General features: G+C 54.5%; 13 protein-coding genes and 1 tRNA gene. 1 reads left to right on the plus strand and 13 read right to left on the minus strand.

Translation table 11 applies throughout. The features are described 5' to 3' along the window. Window positions 1–330: 330 nt before the first annotated feature. Window positions 331–407 (plus strand) — tRNA-Ile (locus Q0796_RS13025). Between the two features lie 71 nt (window positions 408–478). Here the strand turns inward: Q0796_RS13025 and Q0796_RS13030 are convergent. The 13 genes from Q0796_RS13030 to Q0796_RS13090 form a co-directional block, all read right to left on the minus strand. Then, entirely contained in the window at window positions 479–2,494 is a 2,016-nt protein-coding gene (locus Q0796_RS13030; RefSeq protein ID WP_298443959.1) for a DUF2075 domain-containing protein, read from the minus strand. After that, window positions 2,491–2,718, minus strand: coding sequence for a helix-turn-helix transcriptional regulator (locus Q0796_RS13035; RefSeq protein WP_298443961.1), 228 nt, complete (start codon window positions 2,716–2,718; stop codon window positions 2,491–2,493). Before Q0796_RS13035 ends, Q0796_RS13030 begins: the two co-directional genes overlap by 4 nt. 269 nt (window positions 2,719–2,987) lie before the next feature. Further along, window positions 2,988–3,377, minus strand: coding sequence for a transglycosylase SLT domain-containing protein (locus tag Q0796_RS13040; protein WP_298443963.1), 390 nt, complete (start codon window positions 3,375–3,377; stop codon window positions 2,988–2,990). 86 nt (window positions 3,378–3,463) lie between these two features. Next, a complete protein-coding gene (locus Q0796_RS13045; RefSeq protein WP_298443965.1) occupies window positions 3,464–4,426 on the minus strand; it encodes a LysR family transcriptional regulator in 963 nt (320 codons plus the stop codon). Window positions 4,427–4,849: 423 nt separating this feature from the next. Next, window positions 4,850–7,915, minus strand: coding sequence for a molybdopterin-dependent oxidoreductase (locus tag Q0796_RS13050; protein ID WP_298443967.1), 3,066 nt, complete (start codon window positions 7,913–7,915; stop codon window positions 4,850–4,852). Window positions 7,916–7,921: 6 nt separating this feature from the next. Next, entirely contained in the window at window positions 7,922–8,629 is a 708-nt protein-coding gene (locus tag Q0796_RS13055) for a 4Fe-4S dicluster domain-containing protein (protein ID WP_298443968.1), read from the minus strand. Between the two features lie 386 nt (window positions 8,630–9,015). Beyond that, a complete protein-coding gene (locus Q0796_RS13060) occupies window positions 9,016–9,669 on the minus strand; it encodes a TorF family putative porin (protein WP_298443969.1) in 654 nt (217 codons plus the stop codon). A 515-nt stretch (window positions 9,670–10,184) separates the two neighbouring features. Continuing rightward, window positions 10,185–11,141 carry a class I SAM-dependent methyltransferase gene (locus Q0796_RS13065; protein ID WP_298443971.1) on the minus strand — a complete coding sequence of 319 codons (957 nt, stop codon included), beginning with the start codon at window positions 11,139–11,141 and terminating at the stop codon, window positions 10,185–10,187. Between the two features lie 115 nt (window positions 11,142–11,256). After that, the gene (locus tag Q0796_RS13070) at window positions 11,257–12,282 is read right to left on the minus strand and encodes a murein transglycosylase domain-containing protein (protein WP_298443972.1); all 1,026 of its coding nucleotides are present in this window, start codon (window positions 12,280–12,282) and stop codon (window positions 11,257–11,259) included. Window positions 12,283–12,388: 106 nt separating this feature from the next. Beyond that, on the minus strand, window positions 12,389–13,669 hold the full coding sequence (locus Q0796_RS13075) for a hypothetical protein (protein WP_298443973.1): 1,281 nt from the start codon (window positions 13,667–13,669) through the stop codon (window positions 12,389–12,391). Further along, window positions 13,666–14,070: a hypothetical protein gene (locus Q0796_RS13080; RefSeq protein WP_298443974.1), complete on the minus strand. Its 405-nt coding sequence runs from the start codon at window positions 14,068–14,070 to the stop codon at window positions 13,666–13,668. Before Q0796_RS13080 ends, Q0796_RS13075 begins: the two co-directional genes overlap by 4 nt. Then, on the minus strand, window positions 14,067–14,525 hold the full coding sequence (locus tag Q0796_RS13085; protein WP_298443976.1) for a hypothetical protein: 459 nt from the start codon (window positions 14,523–14,525) through the stop codon (window positions 14,067–14,069). The genes Q0796_RS13080 and Q0796_RS13085 overlap by 4 nt, the downstream gene beginning before the upstream one ends. Beyond that, window positions 14,512–15,180, minus strand: coding sequence for a hypothetical protein (locus tag Q0796_RS13090; protein ID WP_298443978.1), 669 nt, complete (start codon window positions 15,178–15,180; stop codon window positions 14,512–14,514). Before Q0796_RS13090 ends, Q0796_RS13085 begins: the two co-directional genes overlap by 14 nt. Window positions 15,181–15,295 lie beyond the last annotated feature (115 nt).

A 15,295-nucleotide genomic window follows, 5' to 3' on the forward strand; every position in this document is an offset into this window, starting at 1 on the left:
CGGTAATCCCAAGCAACTCCCTCATCCCCGACAACCCTAGTGACCCCACCAACATAGACCCGACAGGGTTGGCGGGGTTAAGCATTGACATAGCCTGATGGGATTCATGGTTACATTGGCGCTGGTTAGGGTAGCTGGTGCAGGCTGCTGATTCGTCCTGCCATCGTTTTGGTGCATCTGTCCCTGATGCCCATAGATGAATTACCCTGCTCATTTGTTGGGCACTTGCGCCATCTGTTGTATTTTCAACAGCCTGCACTGATGACAACCCCCAACTCAGCTCGTATAATCTTGCCCTATCAATCACTCGCCGTGGTTCGATGACAATCAGGCCCCTTAGCTCAGTTGGTTAGAGCAGGCGACTCATAATCGCTTGGTCGCGGGTTCAAGTCCCTCAGGGGCCACCATATTAGACAAGGCCGCATGGAGCAATCCATGCGGCTTTTTCGTTTCTGGGGTGGTAGAGATATGGCGTCGATCAGCAAGCGCTTAGCAGGGGCGTTGTTTTGGGGCTTGCTTCGCCGGTAACCGCTAGCTCTGGGATCCCACACTGCCGCAGGTAGTGGTAGGTTTCCGCATAGAACTCGCACAATCTTGTTCCGTCTGCATCATCGCCTTCAGGCACAAAGATCACCATACCTTGTCGGGCACGAGTGAGCAGCACTCGGTAGGCGTTTTCAAGATAGCGTTTGCGCGACTCATCGTTTCGACGTTGCCATTTACTGCCGCTGAATTTCCAGTGCTCGAAAGCACCGTTGATATAACGGTAGTTTGCGTCCCATGCGACCAGTACCCAGTCTAACTCAAGCCCTTGCACATCGAACTCCGTGGCAACATCCTCAAGGAAGTGACTGGAGCGAATGTCATTAGGATCATTGAGGAACCACACGGCAGGATCGATCTTATTTTTTACGAAGATCCCTTGGGTCTTCAATCTTAGGCTGTCTGATGCTGCCACCATACCAAGGCTATCGAGGCCTCGAGCTTTACCCTTAAGCCAGTCTTTGGCTGTGCTCAGGTCGCGGGTTATTACCAATGGGTAATTATCTTTTAGCTTGGCAAGGTAGTCGACAGCTCGAGCTGGGTTGTTGTGAATAAGGTGATGGACGAAGTGCGATAGATACTCAGCTCGGAATGAGCGCATTGAGGTTGCTAGGTGCAGTGCGTCTTTACAATGGCCGCGAGTATCCAGTGAAGCACAGTCAACGAAGCCACCTGCATATTCCGTTTGCTGGAGTTGATGAGAATAGTACACCTGCCAGTCGGCAAAGCGGATCGATAAGGCGTCAAACCAACCCGGCAAACCGGCCTCGCCTTTATTAATCTCTTGGCCACCACCGATTAAGGCAACAATTACGCACCAATCGCTGTGGCGATCCATCACTTCAATCAGAAACTCTGGCTCGGATTTATCGAAATCCTTCTGGCCGCGCTTTTTGCGCATGAAGTCAGACGCGCTATCGCGATCCCAAGCACGCTGGGCTTCATCAAAGATAACCACTTTGTCATGCGGGGCTAATTCGCTCTTCACGTACTCATCGCGGAAGTGGTGGATGTTTTGCACCATGGTTTCCACTTTGCGCCGAGCGCTGTTAAGCGACCCCCCGTCGCGACTAACTTGGTCTCGTGCTAAGGCCTCTCTAAGCACTGCAACCAGCGGCCCATTACCTGATAGGAACACGGCGTGTTCTTCGTCTACGGCATTGGCGTGTCTGGTGGCGACATTAAGCCCCACAAGGGTCTTGCCTGCGCCGGGGACGCCAGTCACAAAGCAGATCACTTTGCGCCGGTTAATGCGAGCATCGTGAATAATGGCGTCTAAGCAATGTGAGGTTTGATTCAGATTAATTGCGCCAGCATCGTGGCGGGCAATCTCTTCCACTTGATGGTCGCCATACAGCGCTTGGGCGGCTTCGATGATGGTGGGAGTTGGCTGGTAAGGGGATGACTCCCAGTCAGCAACGTTAAAGTCATCTAATGCCAGTTGAGTGGCGATTTTCTCAATGATGGCAGCGAGATTGTCTTGATTGGCACAGATGGGGGCCGCTACCCGAGGGCTCAGATTATGGTCGTTAAAGCGGAGTTGCCACTCCTGTTCCGGTGCATGAGTAGCCACCAATATCGGAACAATCGTTTTGTTATGGCTGCCTTGGTGGAAGTTGTGCAGATCAAGGGCGTAGCCTTCAGTTTGGCGGATGTCCGCACGAAGATATTTGGGCTCGCCTGCTTTGAACTCAATAACAAAGATGACGCCGCGGTAAACCAGAATGACGTCTGCACGGCGGCCCATACGAGGGATCAAGAACTCAAAGAAGAGGTGTCCACCGCTATAGCTGAGCGGAGTCTGTTGCAATATCTCGACTTGGGTCTGCCAAGCGACGGTTTGCTCGGCGACAATGTCTTGCCCATGGCCGGTAGCAATGCTGCCGCGGATATGTTCGGCTGAGGTACGGTAAAAGTTGCTTAATGGGTCTGAGTAGAGTGCACGTTTCATGATTGCACCTGCTCAAAGTTAAACAACTCAAGCAAAGGCAATTGAAGCGCTTGGGCGAGCTTGTCAATGTTGCGTAAACCAACATTGCGAATGCCGCGTTCAATACCACTAACGTAGGTTCGATCCAGTTCGGCAAGATCGGCTAGCTGCTCTTGGCTTAGCCCCTGTGCTTGGCGAAGCTTTTTGATGTGCTTGCCAAATGCTAGACAAACATCTGATTTCAAAATTAATCCCTCTCACTCGTCTGGAGAGATCGTCTGCCTGTGTTGTTTATAGGTCTACGGACTATGAGTCACATTAGAAATTGAAATATGCTATGCGTGAGAATCTTTTAGGTTTTAGACACTGTATGTTGCCGGCTTTAGCGCTGAGGCACTTAGTTGCTTACGTTTAAGTTGATGTTTCCACCTTATCAATCACCTTCCCGCCTTAGCGCCCTTCCGACGTGATCGCCATGATGTTTGATTCCATCTGTTTGACTCGGGGGACTACCTTACAACCGCCGATATTTCTGCTGCTTACTGCTGACCTTACGCACGTAGTGTCTGGTTTCGCCGCGCTTATGGCGGTTGGTTAGGAACCAGTAAAACTCCTTGGTGGTCATCTTGTTGATGCGGTTGATGGCGTTACGCTTATTACCGCGGGGATCCAGACTTTGCCATAGGTTGCCGGCGCCGCCGTTGTAGCTGGCGATCATCGCGTATTGCAGTTTCGTGGGGTTCCAGATCCCTTTGAGGTAATGGCTTTTTAAGATTTTCAGGTAGCCGCTGGCCAGCTCGATGTTTTGCGCGGGCTGGTACAGGTAAGCGGCGGATGGGGTGTGTTGATAGCCTTTGATCAGCGCAAAGTAATCGCGGCCAGCGGTGTTGGCTTTGAGCTGCATTAAGCCAAAGAACTCAAGGCGCTTCGCCAGAACTGAGCGCCTTGAACCACGGTAACGGCTTACCTTTCCAACCCGCAACGAGGCGCTCAAGCTTGCAGCGCTTTATACCACGCGTCTTTTAAGCCATTGAACAGTTGCTGCTTTACCCAGGTATGGCAGGCGGATTGATTGATTTGTGAGTACACCAAGTAATTGCCTACCGGTCGCCCCACGTTTATCTCTGCCAGCAGGGTTTTGGTTATCTCATCCGGTAAGCGTTCTGTTCTGATGTTATTCACCATGCCGAGGAACTCTTTACTGAATACGTTGCAGCTCATCGAGGTGGCATTGGAATCTTGCAGGTGGCGGCAAAGGGCAGCCAAGTTGTCGATGTAGCCAGCAACTTCCAACGTTTGCTGTTGCTGCTGGGCAACGCTGGCCAACAGTGGGCAGCAAACGTCACCAAAGTTATCGAGTTCAAAGTAGGGGTAGCGGTACAAGCGTTCTAAGGTGATTTCACGCTGGAAGATCTGGTGGTCGGCTTTGGCGACCAAGTACATCTCTTCGGTTGGGGAAAACAGATCGCAAACCAGCCGATCGCTGACGAGGTTTTCATACACAACGGCGAAGTCGATGTCGCCATTTTCAATTTCACGGCGGCAATCCATCGACAGCGTTCTTACCTCAAAGCTGAGCGATGGCGCTTGCGGCAGGATGAGGTCGTTCACAATCCTGTTGGTGGCGTAGGTGAACTCGTTGAAGGCGTAGATGGTGAAGTGTTCTTTGGCACTGGCCGGATCAAACTGAGTATGGCGCTTGCGGAGATTGTCGTAATCCGCCAGCAGTTGCGTTACCAGCGGTAGGATCTGGCTGGCTTTGTCGGTGGGCACAAAACCGTGGGCTCGCCGGATGAACAGAACATCCTGAAAGACTTCTCGTAGGTTGGCCAGATGGCGGCTGATGGTTGAATTGCTCATGCCCAGTTCATTGGCAGCAAGCCCGGCATTGAGGTGGCGCGAGATTGATTCAAAGACGACCAGAGAGCGGTAATCCAGCTGTTCGATATCCAAAGGTGGCTCCTTCATTCTGCGATCGTGCCAGAACGTGTTATTGCGTTACCTAGCGGAAATTTGTGCAATAAATTCTGTCGCAAATAGCTGAAAGGTATGTTTTTTATTGCTTGGTTTGAGGAAGGGCTGTTAACCCGTTCAAGGGCCATGTCCGGCGTTTGATAGTAACCAAGCGACCAATAAACTCAAACGCAGAGTGCTGAAACTGTGTGGCTGAGCCGTTGTTACCCCGTACAACCAAGTGATTTGAGCTGGGCTGCGAGGCAGCGCATGCAACCGTGGCGCGAATTAGGCGTTGCTGTGGCAGCAACGTGCTTGCACGCCAGCCGAAATGTTGGCTTTGGTATTAGGGCGGCATTGCGTGCTTGGCTTGGAAAAAGATCAGCCCCTCGGCGGCATGTGGGCCGCCGAGGGGCTGGGAGGTTAGACTTTTCTAATTCCTACCGGCACACCGTGGCGGCAAGTCGAGCCGAAGGTGCGATCGCGGTAGAGGCTGGCCCCTTTACGAGTGGGATCGACCACGTTGAACGGGTTGGGGTTGATGCCACCGGCTCGCTCGGGCTGGCCAGCGATGACGGTGTCGTCGATGGTTATCGACTGCGCGCCAAACTGGCTGTGACCATAGCCAATGCCCACCGAGATGGTGCCTTTGGCCACGGTGTTGTCGGCCTGAACAACGCCTTCTAAGGTGGTGCCCTTCGGCGACAGCAGCTGGGCCCGCTCACCGGTTTTCAGCCCATACTTGGCGGCGTCTTCGGCGTGCATCTGTATGAAGTTGGCTTCACCCAGTGCGGTTAGCCTTGGCAACTGAGCCGAGTAGGCGTTACGCAGCTGGGGCTTGAAGGTGGAGAAGCTGAAGGGGTACTTCTTGGTGCTCCACCGATCCCGCACTGCCGAGCCATCCCAGAAGCGATCAACATCGAACACGGGCTGGCCGTCGAGGTACTCGCCGCTGTAGGAGTCCTTCACCTGAGCGAGGGCTTCGTTGTAGATCTGGAACTGCACGTCCATGCGGATGGCGGGGTTTAGGAAGTCACCGTCGTAACGCTGCTCCAGCCGCTCGTAACGGCCGCCCCGCGTGAGCATAAACAGGGTTGGCCCCAGCTCTTCGGGTTTGAGTCGCTGGGCAAACTCCCCTTGAATGCGATCGACGCTGGTGAACTGGATGTCCTCTTGGGTTGGCGAGGGCAGCACTTCACCGGAGTGAGCGGCGTTGGCGAACAGAGGCACGTACAGATCTTGAGGCACATGCAAGCCGTAGCGGCGCCCCTTGGCATCCGCAAAGGCGCTATCGCCGAAGCCGGGCAGGCTTAGGGTTTTGCTGACGTCGATGATGAACTGCTCCATGCAGACCGGGTTGCCGTTGGCGTCTTTCACGGTTTTAGGTTCGATCACCGAGACACTGGCCACATCGCCGACGTATTCGCTGCCCCACATGCGGGAGTACATCCACTGTTCATATTGCAGTAAGTCCGGCACCAGATAATCGGCGTAGACATTGGTTTCGTTGATGTAGGGATCGATGCCGATGATCAGCCCCAGCTGTTTTGGATCGGCAATGGAATCGACCACCTGATCTTCCAGACCGGAGCAATTGTAGATGGGGTTGGTTGACCAGATGAACCACGCCTTGAACTGGAACGGGTTGGCGTTAGCGTGGGCCACCAGCATTTCGCCGCTGTTCTCTTGCACAAAGGTGTTGTTCCAAGGCTGATTGGCGGGGTAAGGGTTTTCGCCCCGTGCCAGCTTGGCTTTGTACTCTTGGCTTTGCTCGTAGTCGCCGGAACGTTCGGCATTGAAGCCTTCTGGTGCCACGTGCTGGAAGTCGTTGAGCTTATACAACGGCCCGTCGAAAATGTCATACATCAAGCCGAAGCCAACGCCGGTCATGTGGTTCAGGCCGCCCTTGGCATTGTGGGCGCCCACCATGGTCGCCAGCATCGCCTGAGCGTAGGTGCACTGGCCGCCATCGGTGGCGTTGCAGCCGGTGTTGGTTTCGATGGCCACTTGGCGACCGTAGGAAGTGAACTCTTTCGCGAGCTCTTCGATCTTGGCCGCTGGCACGCCACTGTGCTCGGCGTATTGCGCGAGGCTGTGCTCGTTAACACGCTGCTTCAGCAACGCGAAGGCGGTTGCCACCTTTACCTTGCTGCCGTCGGCCAGTTGCACTGCCCCTTGGTAATACAGGCTGGCCTGCTGATCGCTGTCGCTGCTCACCAGTTTGCCGTCGCTTGCCCGCTGCACCATCTTCACTTCTTGGCTGCCCAGCCCCATGGCTTCGGCGGTAAGAAAGCGGTTGTGCAGTGGGTGGCCGGGCTGCTTCACCACCAGATAGCTGGCGTTGGTGTAGTTGACCTCGCCTTGCTTGTCGGCTGCGGCCTGACTTGGCGCTGCAAGGTAAGCCTGACGGTAGCGTTGGTGGTTGATGATGTACTGCAGCATGCCAAACAGCAGCGCGGTATCGCCGCCGGAGCGAATGGGCACCCATTCACTGTTGTTGGCGCTGGTTTCCGAGGTAAGGGAGCGCAGCAGGGGATCTACCACCACGTACTTAAAGTCGCCCCGTTCCGCTCGTGCTTTGGCGATGCGGCGAGAGCTGGAGTTCAGGCTGTTGCCCGACAACCCAGGGTTGGTGCCGATAAAGATGGCGAACTTGCAGTGTTCAAAATCGGTGGTGGGCAGGGCCGATTCTGTTACCGCATCAAAGCAGCCTAGCCCCCATCCCGCCACTTGTTGGTGGCCGCAGTAGGAATCCTTGTTGCCGACGTTGGGGGTGCCCCATGCGCTGTGGGTAAAGCGGTGCATGAAGTCCCAACGGTTGGCCTGCTCGGTCGAAGTCGACACCAACAACTGGTTCTTTACTGGGCCAAAATCGGGGTAGCTTGGGTTGGCTAAGTTGGGGTTGGCGTGGATCGCTTTCAGCCCATCCACATGGCCTTCTCCAAACAGGTTGCCGCCTTCGGTGACCTCTTTCAGCAGTTGCTCATAGGGGATGGTTGCCCACTTATTGTCGCCGCGCTTGCCAACCCGCTTTAGGCACTGGGTGATCCGGTGTTTGTTGTTGAAGGCATCCAGCACTGCGTTGCCGCGCCCACACAGCGTTGCTGCGTTGTCTTGGTTGTATTCGCGGGTGGCGGCTAAGCGATAGAGCGCCTCTTTTGGGGGCACCGACATATCAAAAGGTTCGGTGTTGCTGGTGAGCATGTATGGGTTGCCCCAAGCGCGCACCACTTGATCGGTGTTTTCGTCGATGCTGACCCGAGCACCACAAACGTTAAAACAGCCATAACACTTAGAGAAAGCAAAACGCTGGCCTGCAACGGGGTTGAGGGCGTTGCCGTCCAGCTGAAACTCTGGCTTTAAAGAGGTTGGGGCAAACTTCGCCAGCGCGTCGTCGCTGATCGGGGCATCTGCTTCGGTTGCCTTGGCAGCACCGGCCGCAGAGATGGCGGCAACGGAGCCTGCTTTGAGGAATTGTCTACGATCCATAATGAGTTACCTTTGCCACGCTTGTGGGAATTTCAGACTGAACGCTGTGTTGCTCTGTGCTTGGCTGAGGCCAATGTAGAAGACGTTGGGATCGGTTTTTTTGTTGGCTTGCAGCACCAGCGGGTTGTGCTGGTTGAGCGCCTTGGCGATCTCGCTGTTGGGATCGTTAATGTCGCCAAACATCCGCGCGCCGCCGGTGCAGGTGGCCACACAGGCTGGCAGCAACCCTCGGCTGGTGCGTTGAATGCAGAAATTGCATTTATCCACGGTGCCGGTTTCGGAGTGGACGAACCGCACCGCGCTGTAAGGACAGGCTTCGATGCAGAGTTCACAGGCGATGCATTCGGTGGAATCCACCACCACGATGCCATCTTCTGGGCGCTTGAAGGTGGCGCCGGTGGGGCACACCTCGGTGCAGGTGGGCTTGTCGCAGTTGTTGCACATCAGCGGCAGGTTAAAGGCGTACTGTTTGCCGTTAATCTCGGCGCTGCTTTGGTATACCTCGGTGCGGTGCTCGTCCGGCAGGTTGCCGTTTTCATTGCCGCAGGCCACCACACAGGCTTTGCAGCCGTTGCAGCGCCGCAGATCGATCAACATGGCGAGGTGTTTGCCGCCTTTGTCGCGGAGGGTGCCAAGGGTGCTGGCGGCCGAGGCGAAGGAGACCGACGTCGCGCCGACAACCAGTGCTTTAATGGCTGTTCTTCGATTAAACATAATTGGATCCTAGTAATACGGGTATGCCGTCATTCCGGCGGCCATTGCAATTACTGCGCTTAGAAATAAAATGAAAGACTGGACAAGACCAACGCCGAATCTGTTATCGGCATGGGTTAATGGCCGTTAATTAATGACCGTTAAGTAATGAAAGTTAATTAATAACAGTCAATCAACGACAATGGTTTTGTTTCATTGGCTTATTTTTAATTGTTTCTAGCGTCAATAACATCTAACGCGCACGAACAGCAATGTTATTACCGGAATAAATTGGGCAATAGGCAACGGCTTAACGTCAGCTTGTGATTGATTGAATCACAATAAAACCGTTTGGTGTTGTGATCATGTCGTTGTGGCACGCTGGCGTTTTTAAGCAGAAGAGTTGATCAGAACGTTACTTCAATGCCAACGAGGCCATACCCCTTTTCATGCTCATGATAGGTGGCACCGGCCATCAGATTGACGTTGCCGCTTACCGCCCAATTCAGCGTGGCCGCAACATCAAAGTAGCTGCTGTCGTCCCAGCCATAATAGTCGGCGTCGTCGAAGTAGTAACCGCCATGCAAGGCCAGAGACAGCGCGTCGGTTAGCACCAAATCGTGCCCCAATTGGCCGTACCAGGATTCAACGTCTTGGTCGTAATAGATCGCCGCTTGGCTGTCGCCATAAAAGGCGGTTAGGCCCCATTCGGTGTTGTGGTTAAAGTCGCCATAGGTGAATACGTTCACATCCAGCTGCAGCGCCAAACGGTCGGTGAGATCGCGGTAGTAACCGGCGTAGTAGTCCAGCTCGTAATCATCTTGGCGCTTGCCGTCGTCATCGTGGTAGCGGTAGCTTTCGGCGGCGATGCCAGCGAACAGCCCAGTCTCATGCTCTAGGGTAACGCTGCCCTGCAAAGAGGGATCTTCCAGACTTAATGTCATGCCTCGCCAGAGGTAATTATTAACCAGCAACAGGTTGCCGCTCACATCCACACTGGCGGCATGGGAAGGCAGAGCCAGCAGCAAAGCGCAAAGGGGCATTAATCGCATTGTACGCATCGTTTGTTCCTTAATTTAATGAACTTCCTTAATTCACCCTCTGATATTAAAGACGGTGACGTTAAAGCGCATTGTAGCGAGATGAATATTCCGGCTGCCGTGATGTTTATCACATCCGTTTTTTGCGTTTGTAGAGTTGTGAGCAGCGGCCTTAATTGCGAAATTCGAGAAATGTATTTTCTGTTTTTGTGCAAAAGGGGCAGACGCAAATGGGAATTGTTCCAGATGAACCGTCTTATATAAACTGTCCTAAATTAAATAGGCTTTATTCATGCTTTGGTTACTAACCTTAGAATGGCAGATTGAATTGTGTTTCTCTTGGCGTTAAATAAGTGATGCAATGTGTTTCTGTATAATTAATGCGGAAAGCTCGTGGCAATAAGCACTTTAAAATAATCACTTAACAATAAGTGGCGTGGGCTTCTGGTTAAGCTGCTGCAGGCAACAAATACAGCAAAGCGCAGGGAGCCACCCAGGCGCTGTTTGTATTTTGGGTTGCTTCGTTGGCGGGATCGCTACTTGCGTTCGAACACCCAGCCCAGCGGTTGGGTGTTGTGCTGCACTGCGGTGCAATCGAGCAAGATCCCTGCTTGGGCCAACTGCGCTGTGATCTGCTCTGTTTGCGCCGTACTCAGGGCGGCATCGGTCATCGATTGCATGCGGCCTAAATACTCCACAATGGCTTGGTTGTTGTGGTTAAACCAAGCGCTGACATCATCGGCTTGGTAGTGCTGAATACGCCCGTACATTTTGCCTAAATCGGCGAAGACTCGACGTAAAAACTGATCGGCATCGCACTGGGGGTGTAAAAGCAATTGCTTTACCTGCTCAACCGCTGGCGCCAGTGCTTTATCGGCATCCCGAAACGCTTGTTGGCTGCCTTGCCCCGCCAAGATGCGATAGCCCGCGCGAAAGGCCGCGGCCGCCAATGGCATCACTTGGCTGTCGATAAAGGCTTGCAGGGTTTGGCGGTTGCCGTGGCATTCCTGAAATATGCTGCTGCCCTGTTGGTGGCAGAACAGCAGTAGCTTGCCCTTAGGCTTAAGCACTCGGCCGACTTCGGCAAACGCCGCTGCCCCAGCGTATTCAATCCCAAATTGGCTGATGACAATGTCGACGCTGTGATCCGCCAGTGGCAGCGCATTGGCGTTGGCTGCGACTGCGGCCAGGCGGGGGTGTTTCTGCTCAACCCATTGGGCGGCGGCGGTGCTGATGTCGAGGCACAGCAGCTGGGATGACGCTGGCAACAACGGTGCGTTGAGATCCGCAAGGTAGCCGTCGCCACAGCCTATCTCTAGCGTCACCGCGTTTGGGGTGGCGATAAAGGCTTGGCGCAAGAAACGCTGCCAAAGTGGGGTTAAGCACTGTTGTTTCAGTTGATCACTGATCTGAGTCTGACTGCCCTGATCACTTTGCCAATAGCGTTCCCAGCTTTGGGTTTGCTGTTGTTGGTTTATCTCTTTGGCTGCCACTGCCTAACTGTCCTAACGCCGTTTGGGAATGGCCCAAAGCTCGCAAATTCCCACGGCGATAGGAAGCATCACAGGCGAAAAACTGTGGTCGCGAAAGTAAAGCCAGCAGCCGCAGTTACAACCGCCGATACTTCTGCTGCTTAGTGGCCACCTTACGCACGTAGTGTCTGGTTTCGCCGCGCTTATGGCGGTTGGTCAGAAACCAGTAAAACTCCTTGATGGTCATCTTGTTGATGCGGTTGATGGCGTTACGCTTATTACCGCGGGGATCCAGACTTTGCCATAGGTTACCGGCGCCGCCGTTGTAGCTGGCGATCATCGCGTATTGCAGTTTCGTGGGGTTCCAGATCCCTTTGAGGTAGCGGCTTTTTAAGATTTTCAGGTAGCCGCTGGCCAGCTCGATGTTTTGCGCGGGCTGGTACAGGTAAGCGGCGGATGGGGTGTGTTGATAGCCTTTGATCAGCGCAAAGTAATCGCGGCCCGCGGTGTTGGCCTTAATCTGCATTAAGCCAAGGGCGTTAGAGCGGGATCGCGCCAAGGGGTTAAAGGCGCTTTCGGTTTCCATGATCGCCATGATCAGCGCCGTCGAAATGCCGTGGCGCTGGCCAGATGTGCGGGCAAAGCCAAGGTATTTGCTGCCGGCGATCTGGGTGTGCTCTGCCACTAGCGGGATGGTGACCACCCGGCGGCCGTTGCGCCAGCGCTGCTTTGCCATCAACGCATCGGCGTAGCGGGCGGCGCGCCACTGATACTCGATAGGGTGGCCGTCGCCATCGCGCACTTGGTTGTAGAAAAACGGCTTTTGCTGTTGTTTGACCAAACCAAAATCGGCCACGGTTTGGCTGTCGATTTCGGTGGGATCAAACTGGGTTAGTAGGATCTGCACGATCGCCCGTTTCAGCTGCACTGCGGTGGTGGCCACAACGGTAATGTGCCCTTGCTCAAAGTCCACCAGCGTGTCGGCATCGTCGTTGCTGAGGGCAAGTTGCGATGGGGCTGCGGTCGCTGCAGTGCCGTGCTGTTGGTATTCCCACAGTAACGACGCCACATCGTCGTCGTAGCGATGCAGTTGAAGATCCTGCGCCGATACGGTGTGGATGCTGGCAAAGAACAGCAGCGCAAAGGAAAAAAGTCGAGGCATGTTAAGCGGCTAGATTACCGAACGATCGCAGAGGGGGAGATTGTGCCGCAGGTGGCTGGGCAGACTCAAGGCGCGCAGCAGCAACCGCGCGCCTTGAGCGGGCACATTAACGTCGTTTTTTTAAAGGCGTTAGCTTCAGTGCCAATTGGTATTCGCGGATCTGATCAATCTGATCCAGCGGCAGCTTCACAATGATGGATTGGCTTTTCGCTGCCCAGTATTTGGGTTGAGGCACATGCCGGAAGTTGAACATCAGCGGTTCAATGCCGTTGATGCTGAGTATTTGCCCCGGCTTGTATTTGGGCGTCGGTTGCCAACCATTAACGTAGCGGCTGGCGGTAACCCCAAGGCCGTTAGGGTGGAAGCCCAACAATTTCACCGAGATGGGGTTGGGGCGGCCAGTGCCGTAAACATTGAGCGTGCGCTGCAGCATGCCAAGCTTGACGGGTACTTGTTGTTGCAGCAGCGGCCCTTGCGAACCTTGCAGGGTAACAATCAGTTCCAGCGGGGTGGATTTACGTCGTTGGGTTAAGGCTTGATAAGGCAATTGCTGCCAATCAATGGCGTCCGGCAGCTGCCACATGTCTGCTTGGGTGAGCGGCCCCATCTGACCAAACAGATTCTCTCGCTGGCGTTCATTGATCACGTAGAAGTAGTGGCCATCGCGATCCAATTTATTAAGGCTTATGCTTTTTCTGGAGTTAAGCCCTGGACTTAATAGCGCCGGATAGTGCGGCAGGTTGAGTGCGGCAAATTGCTGCTCTAACTGCGCCAATTTGCTTTTGTAGGCGTCAGCGTTGATGCCATAACTGAAGTCGATCTTAATCGGCACGCTGTGGCTGTCGGCCTTGTCTTCCAGCAGGGTTACTTGGTCGATGTTGGCTTGCAGCAGTTGCTCGGCGCCTTCAAGGCTAAACAGATCGGCAATGGCGTGATTGATCACCGCCATTATCTGCGCCTTGCTGCGAACCTTGGTCTTGATCCGCTGTTCCGCTTGTTCCACTTGCTCTGGGGCGTGCTGGCTTAAATTAAGCTGGTGCAGCTTGGCATCCAATACCTGCTGCTTTACCAATGCCTGAACCTTTACCTCGAACAAGCCATCGTCACTGCTGCGGCTAAGCACCTTGTAGGTTTTGATGTAGCCATTGGAGGCCAGCAAGATCTGATCGCGGATCAAACGCTCTTGTTCAATTTGGGTGTCGCTGTCCACCACCACGCCAACGTAATGCTGGATGGCGTTTTGCAGTGCGTTGCTAAGCGCTTCGCTGCTGCTGGCGCCAATGCCGCTGGCAATAACCTGCTGGGTGTCGGCTTTGGTTGGCTGCGGCGTTGTTGTGCTGCTGCAACCGCTAAGCAGTAGCAGCACAAAAATCAGAAGGGATCTCATGGTTGGGCATCCAAAATGGGTAAAACAATGGCGACGCGATAGCCACCGTCTACGGGCCAGCGCCGCTGTTGTTGTTGATTCAGCACACCACGGCTGTGAGCGCGAATGCGGCTGGTTAGCTGACCATTTAAGGCCACATCGCGGCTGTGCAGTTGCTCGCCGTGAATAAAGCGGTTAAGCGCCGCCAGTGCTTGCGCTCGCGCCACCTTGATGGCGTTGATCTTGGCTCGGGCGCTGTCGTTATTTAGCTCGGCGTCCCCAACGGCCACCACAAATTGCTGCTGTTTATGGGTGATCAGCTGAGCTTGATTCAGCAGCGGCAGAGTGTGCAACCGCTCGACTAAGGTCGCGGCGCTCGCATTGACGCTCACCAGCAGCAGCAACACGACAAGTCGATTCATCGCGATTTCAACTGTTGGTAGTAACGTTTGGCCAACGCGCTCTCGCCGCGGCGCAATGCTTGGCGATAGTAATCGAGCAACTGCGGGTGGCTGAAAGCGTTGATCTCGGCCTCATCAATGGGCAAAGGCTCAAGGGCGTGGGCACAATCCACTTCAGTTACCCCGCTTAGGGGGACGACCGACACCAACCCATGGGCGGGCTGCTGTGGCGGATGGCGTAAGCCGCGCAGCTGCAAGCAGCGCCCTTCTTGGGGGGAAAGATGCTGCTGCAAAAGCCGCAGGGTGGCAAAGCGCAACCGTTTGGCGCGCGCTGCGGCAGAGCCAGCCTCATCGGTTAACTGGGCACGAATGCGGAAGTGCGGCACCCCGTCGAGGCCGATCTGGGTAACGGCGCTGGGTGTTGCGGCCGCAGAGCAACTTACTGCGGCCAGCCACAGCCAGTTAGAAGTTTTCATACATCTCGCTGGTACGCACTTCACGTTGGCCTTTGCTTTTACTCTCGTTCTTGCTGTTCTCGGTTTTGCTGTCGGGCTGAGTTGGTAAACGCTGACCGTCAGCAATGCCTTGATTGATCATCTGGCCAAGACCGGCGGCGGCGTTGATGGTTTGCTGCTTAATGCCAATGGTCACCCGCACGTATTTTTCGTCGCTGCGGATATCTTCCATCAAGACCACCACACCGCTAAGCAGGGCGTCGGATTCGGTGCTGATCGATTCAATTTGGGTACGCAGGATCTCACGGCTGGCTACGTCGTCGACGACAGCGGTGTTGGTGATCTCGTCTTGGCTGTCTTTGGTGGTCACTCGCTCTTTCAGAAAGCGGCTGATGTGGCCTTTGGCGCGCATGATCGCCAGTTTCAGTGCTTGGCGTTGATCGGTGCGATCGCCAAACAGTAAGTCCGCTTCGCCCACGGCCAAAATGGCGCGAATGGTGCCTTGCTCGGTAAAGCGGATCTGCACCCCTGTCGGGGCATCGGTGTAGCTTGGCGCTTGCGCCAGTGGGTCGGCACGGTTTGCCACGTCGTTGTTCGTCGCTGCAGTGGTTTCGGCAGCACTGCCCAGCAATGGCAATAGGCATAAAGTGGCGGTAAGGAAACGTTTGAACAACATCACGGCGCTCGGTATTGGGGAAAATGGAGCGGCATTATAGGAACCTGCTGGCGATAAAGACAGCAAATTGGTGTGCTTTTTCAATCAATCTCAAAGGGTTTCTGTGGACGTGAAC

This window comes from uncultured Ferrimonas sp., assembly GCF_947489035.1.
Classification (GTDB): domain Bacteria; phylum Pseudomonadota; class Gammaproteobacteria; order Enterobacterales; family Shewanellaceae; genus Ferrimonas.

Coding starts and splice junctions, on each gene's coding strand:
- Q0796_RS13040 (WP_298443963.1), bottom strand. CDS start 3,377: ATGCAGCTCAAAGCCAACACCGCTGGCCGCGATTACTTTGCGCTGATC.
- Q0796_RS13055 (WP_298443968.1), bottom strand. CDS start 8,629: ATGTTTAATCGAAGAACAGCCATTAAAGCACTGGTTGTCGGCGCGACG.
- Q0796_RS13050 (WP_298443967.1), bottom strand. CDS start 7,915: ATGGATCGTAGACAATTCCTCAAAGCAGGCTCCGTTGCCGCCATCTCT.
- Q0796_RS13060 (WP_298443969.1), bottom strand. CDS start 9,669: ATGCGTACAATGCGATTAATGCCCCTTTGCGCTTTGCTGCTGGCTCTG.
- Q0796_RS13080 (WP_298443974.1), bottom strand. CDS start 14,070: ATGAATCGACTTGTCGTGTTGCTGCTGCTGGTGAGCGTCAATGCGAGC.
- Q0796_RS13085 (WP_298443976.1), bottom strand. CDS start 14,525: ATGAAAACTTCTAACTGGCTGTGGCTGGCCGCAGTAAGTTGCTCTGCG.
- Q0796_RS13090 (WP_298443978.1), bottom strand. CDS start 15,180: ATGTTGTTCAAACGTTTCCTTACCGCCACTTTATGCCTATTGCCATTG.
- Q0796_RS13075 (WP_298443973.1), bottom strand. CDS start 13,669: ATGAGATCCCTTCTGATTTTTGTGCTGCTACTGCTTAGCGGTTGCAGC.
- Q0796_RS13070 (WP_298443972.1), bottom strand. CDS start 12,282: ATGCCTCGACTTTTTTCCTTTGCGCTGCTGTTCTTTGCCAGCATCCAC.
- Q0796_RS13030 (WP_298443959.1), bottom strand. CDS start 2,494: ATGAAACGTGCACTCTACTCAGACCCATTAAGCAACTTTTACCGTACC.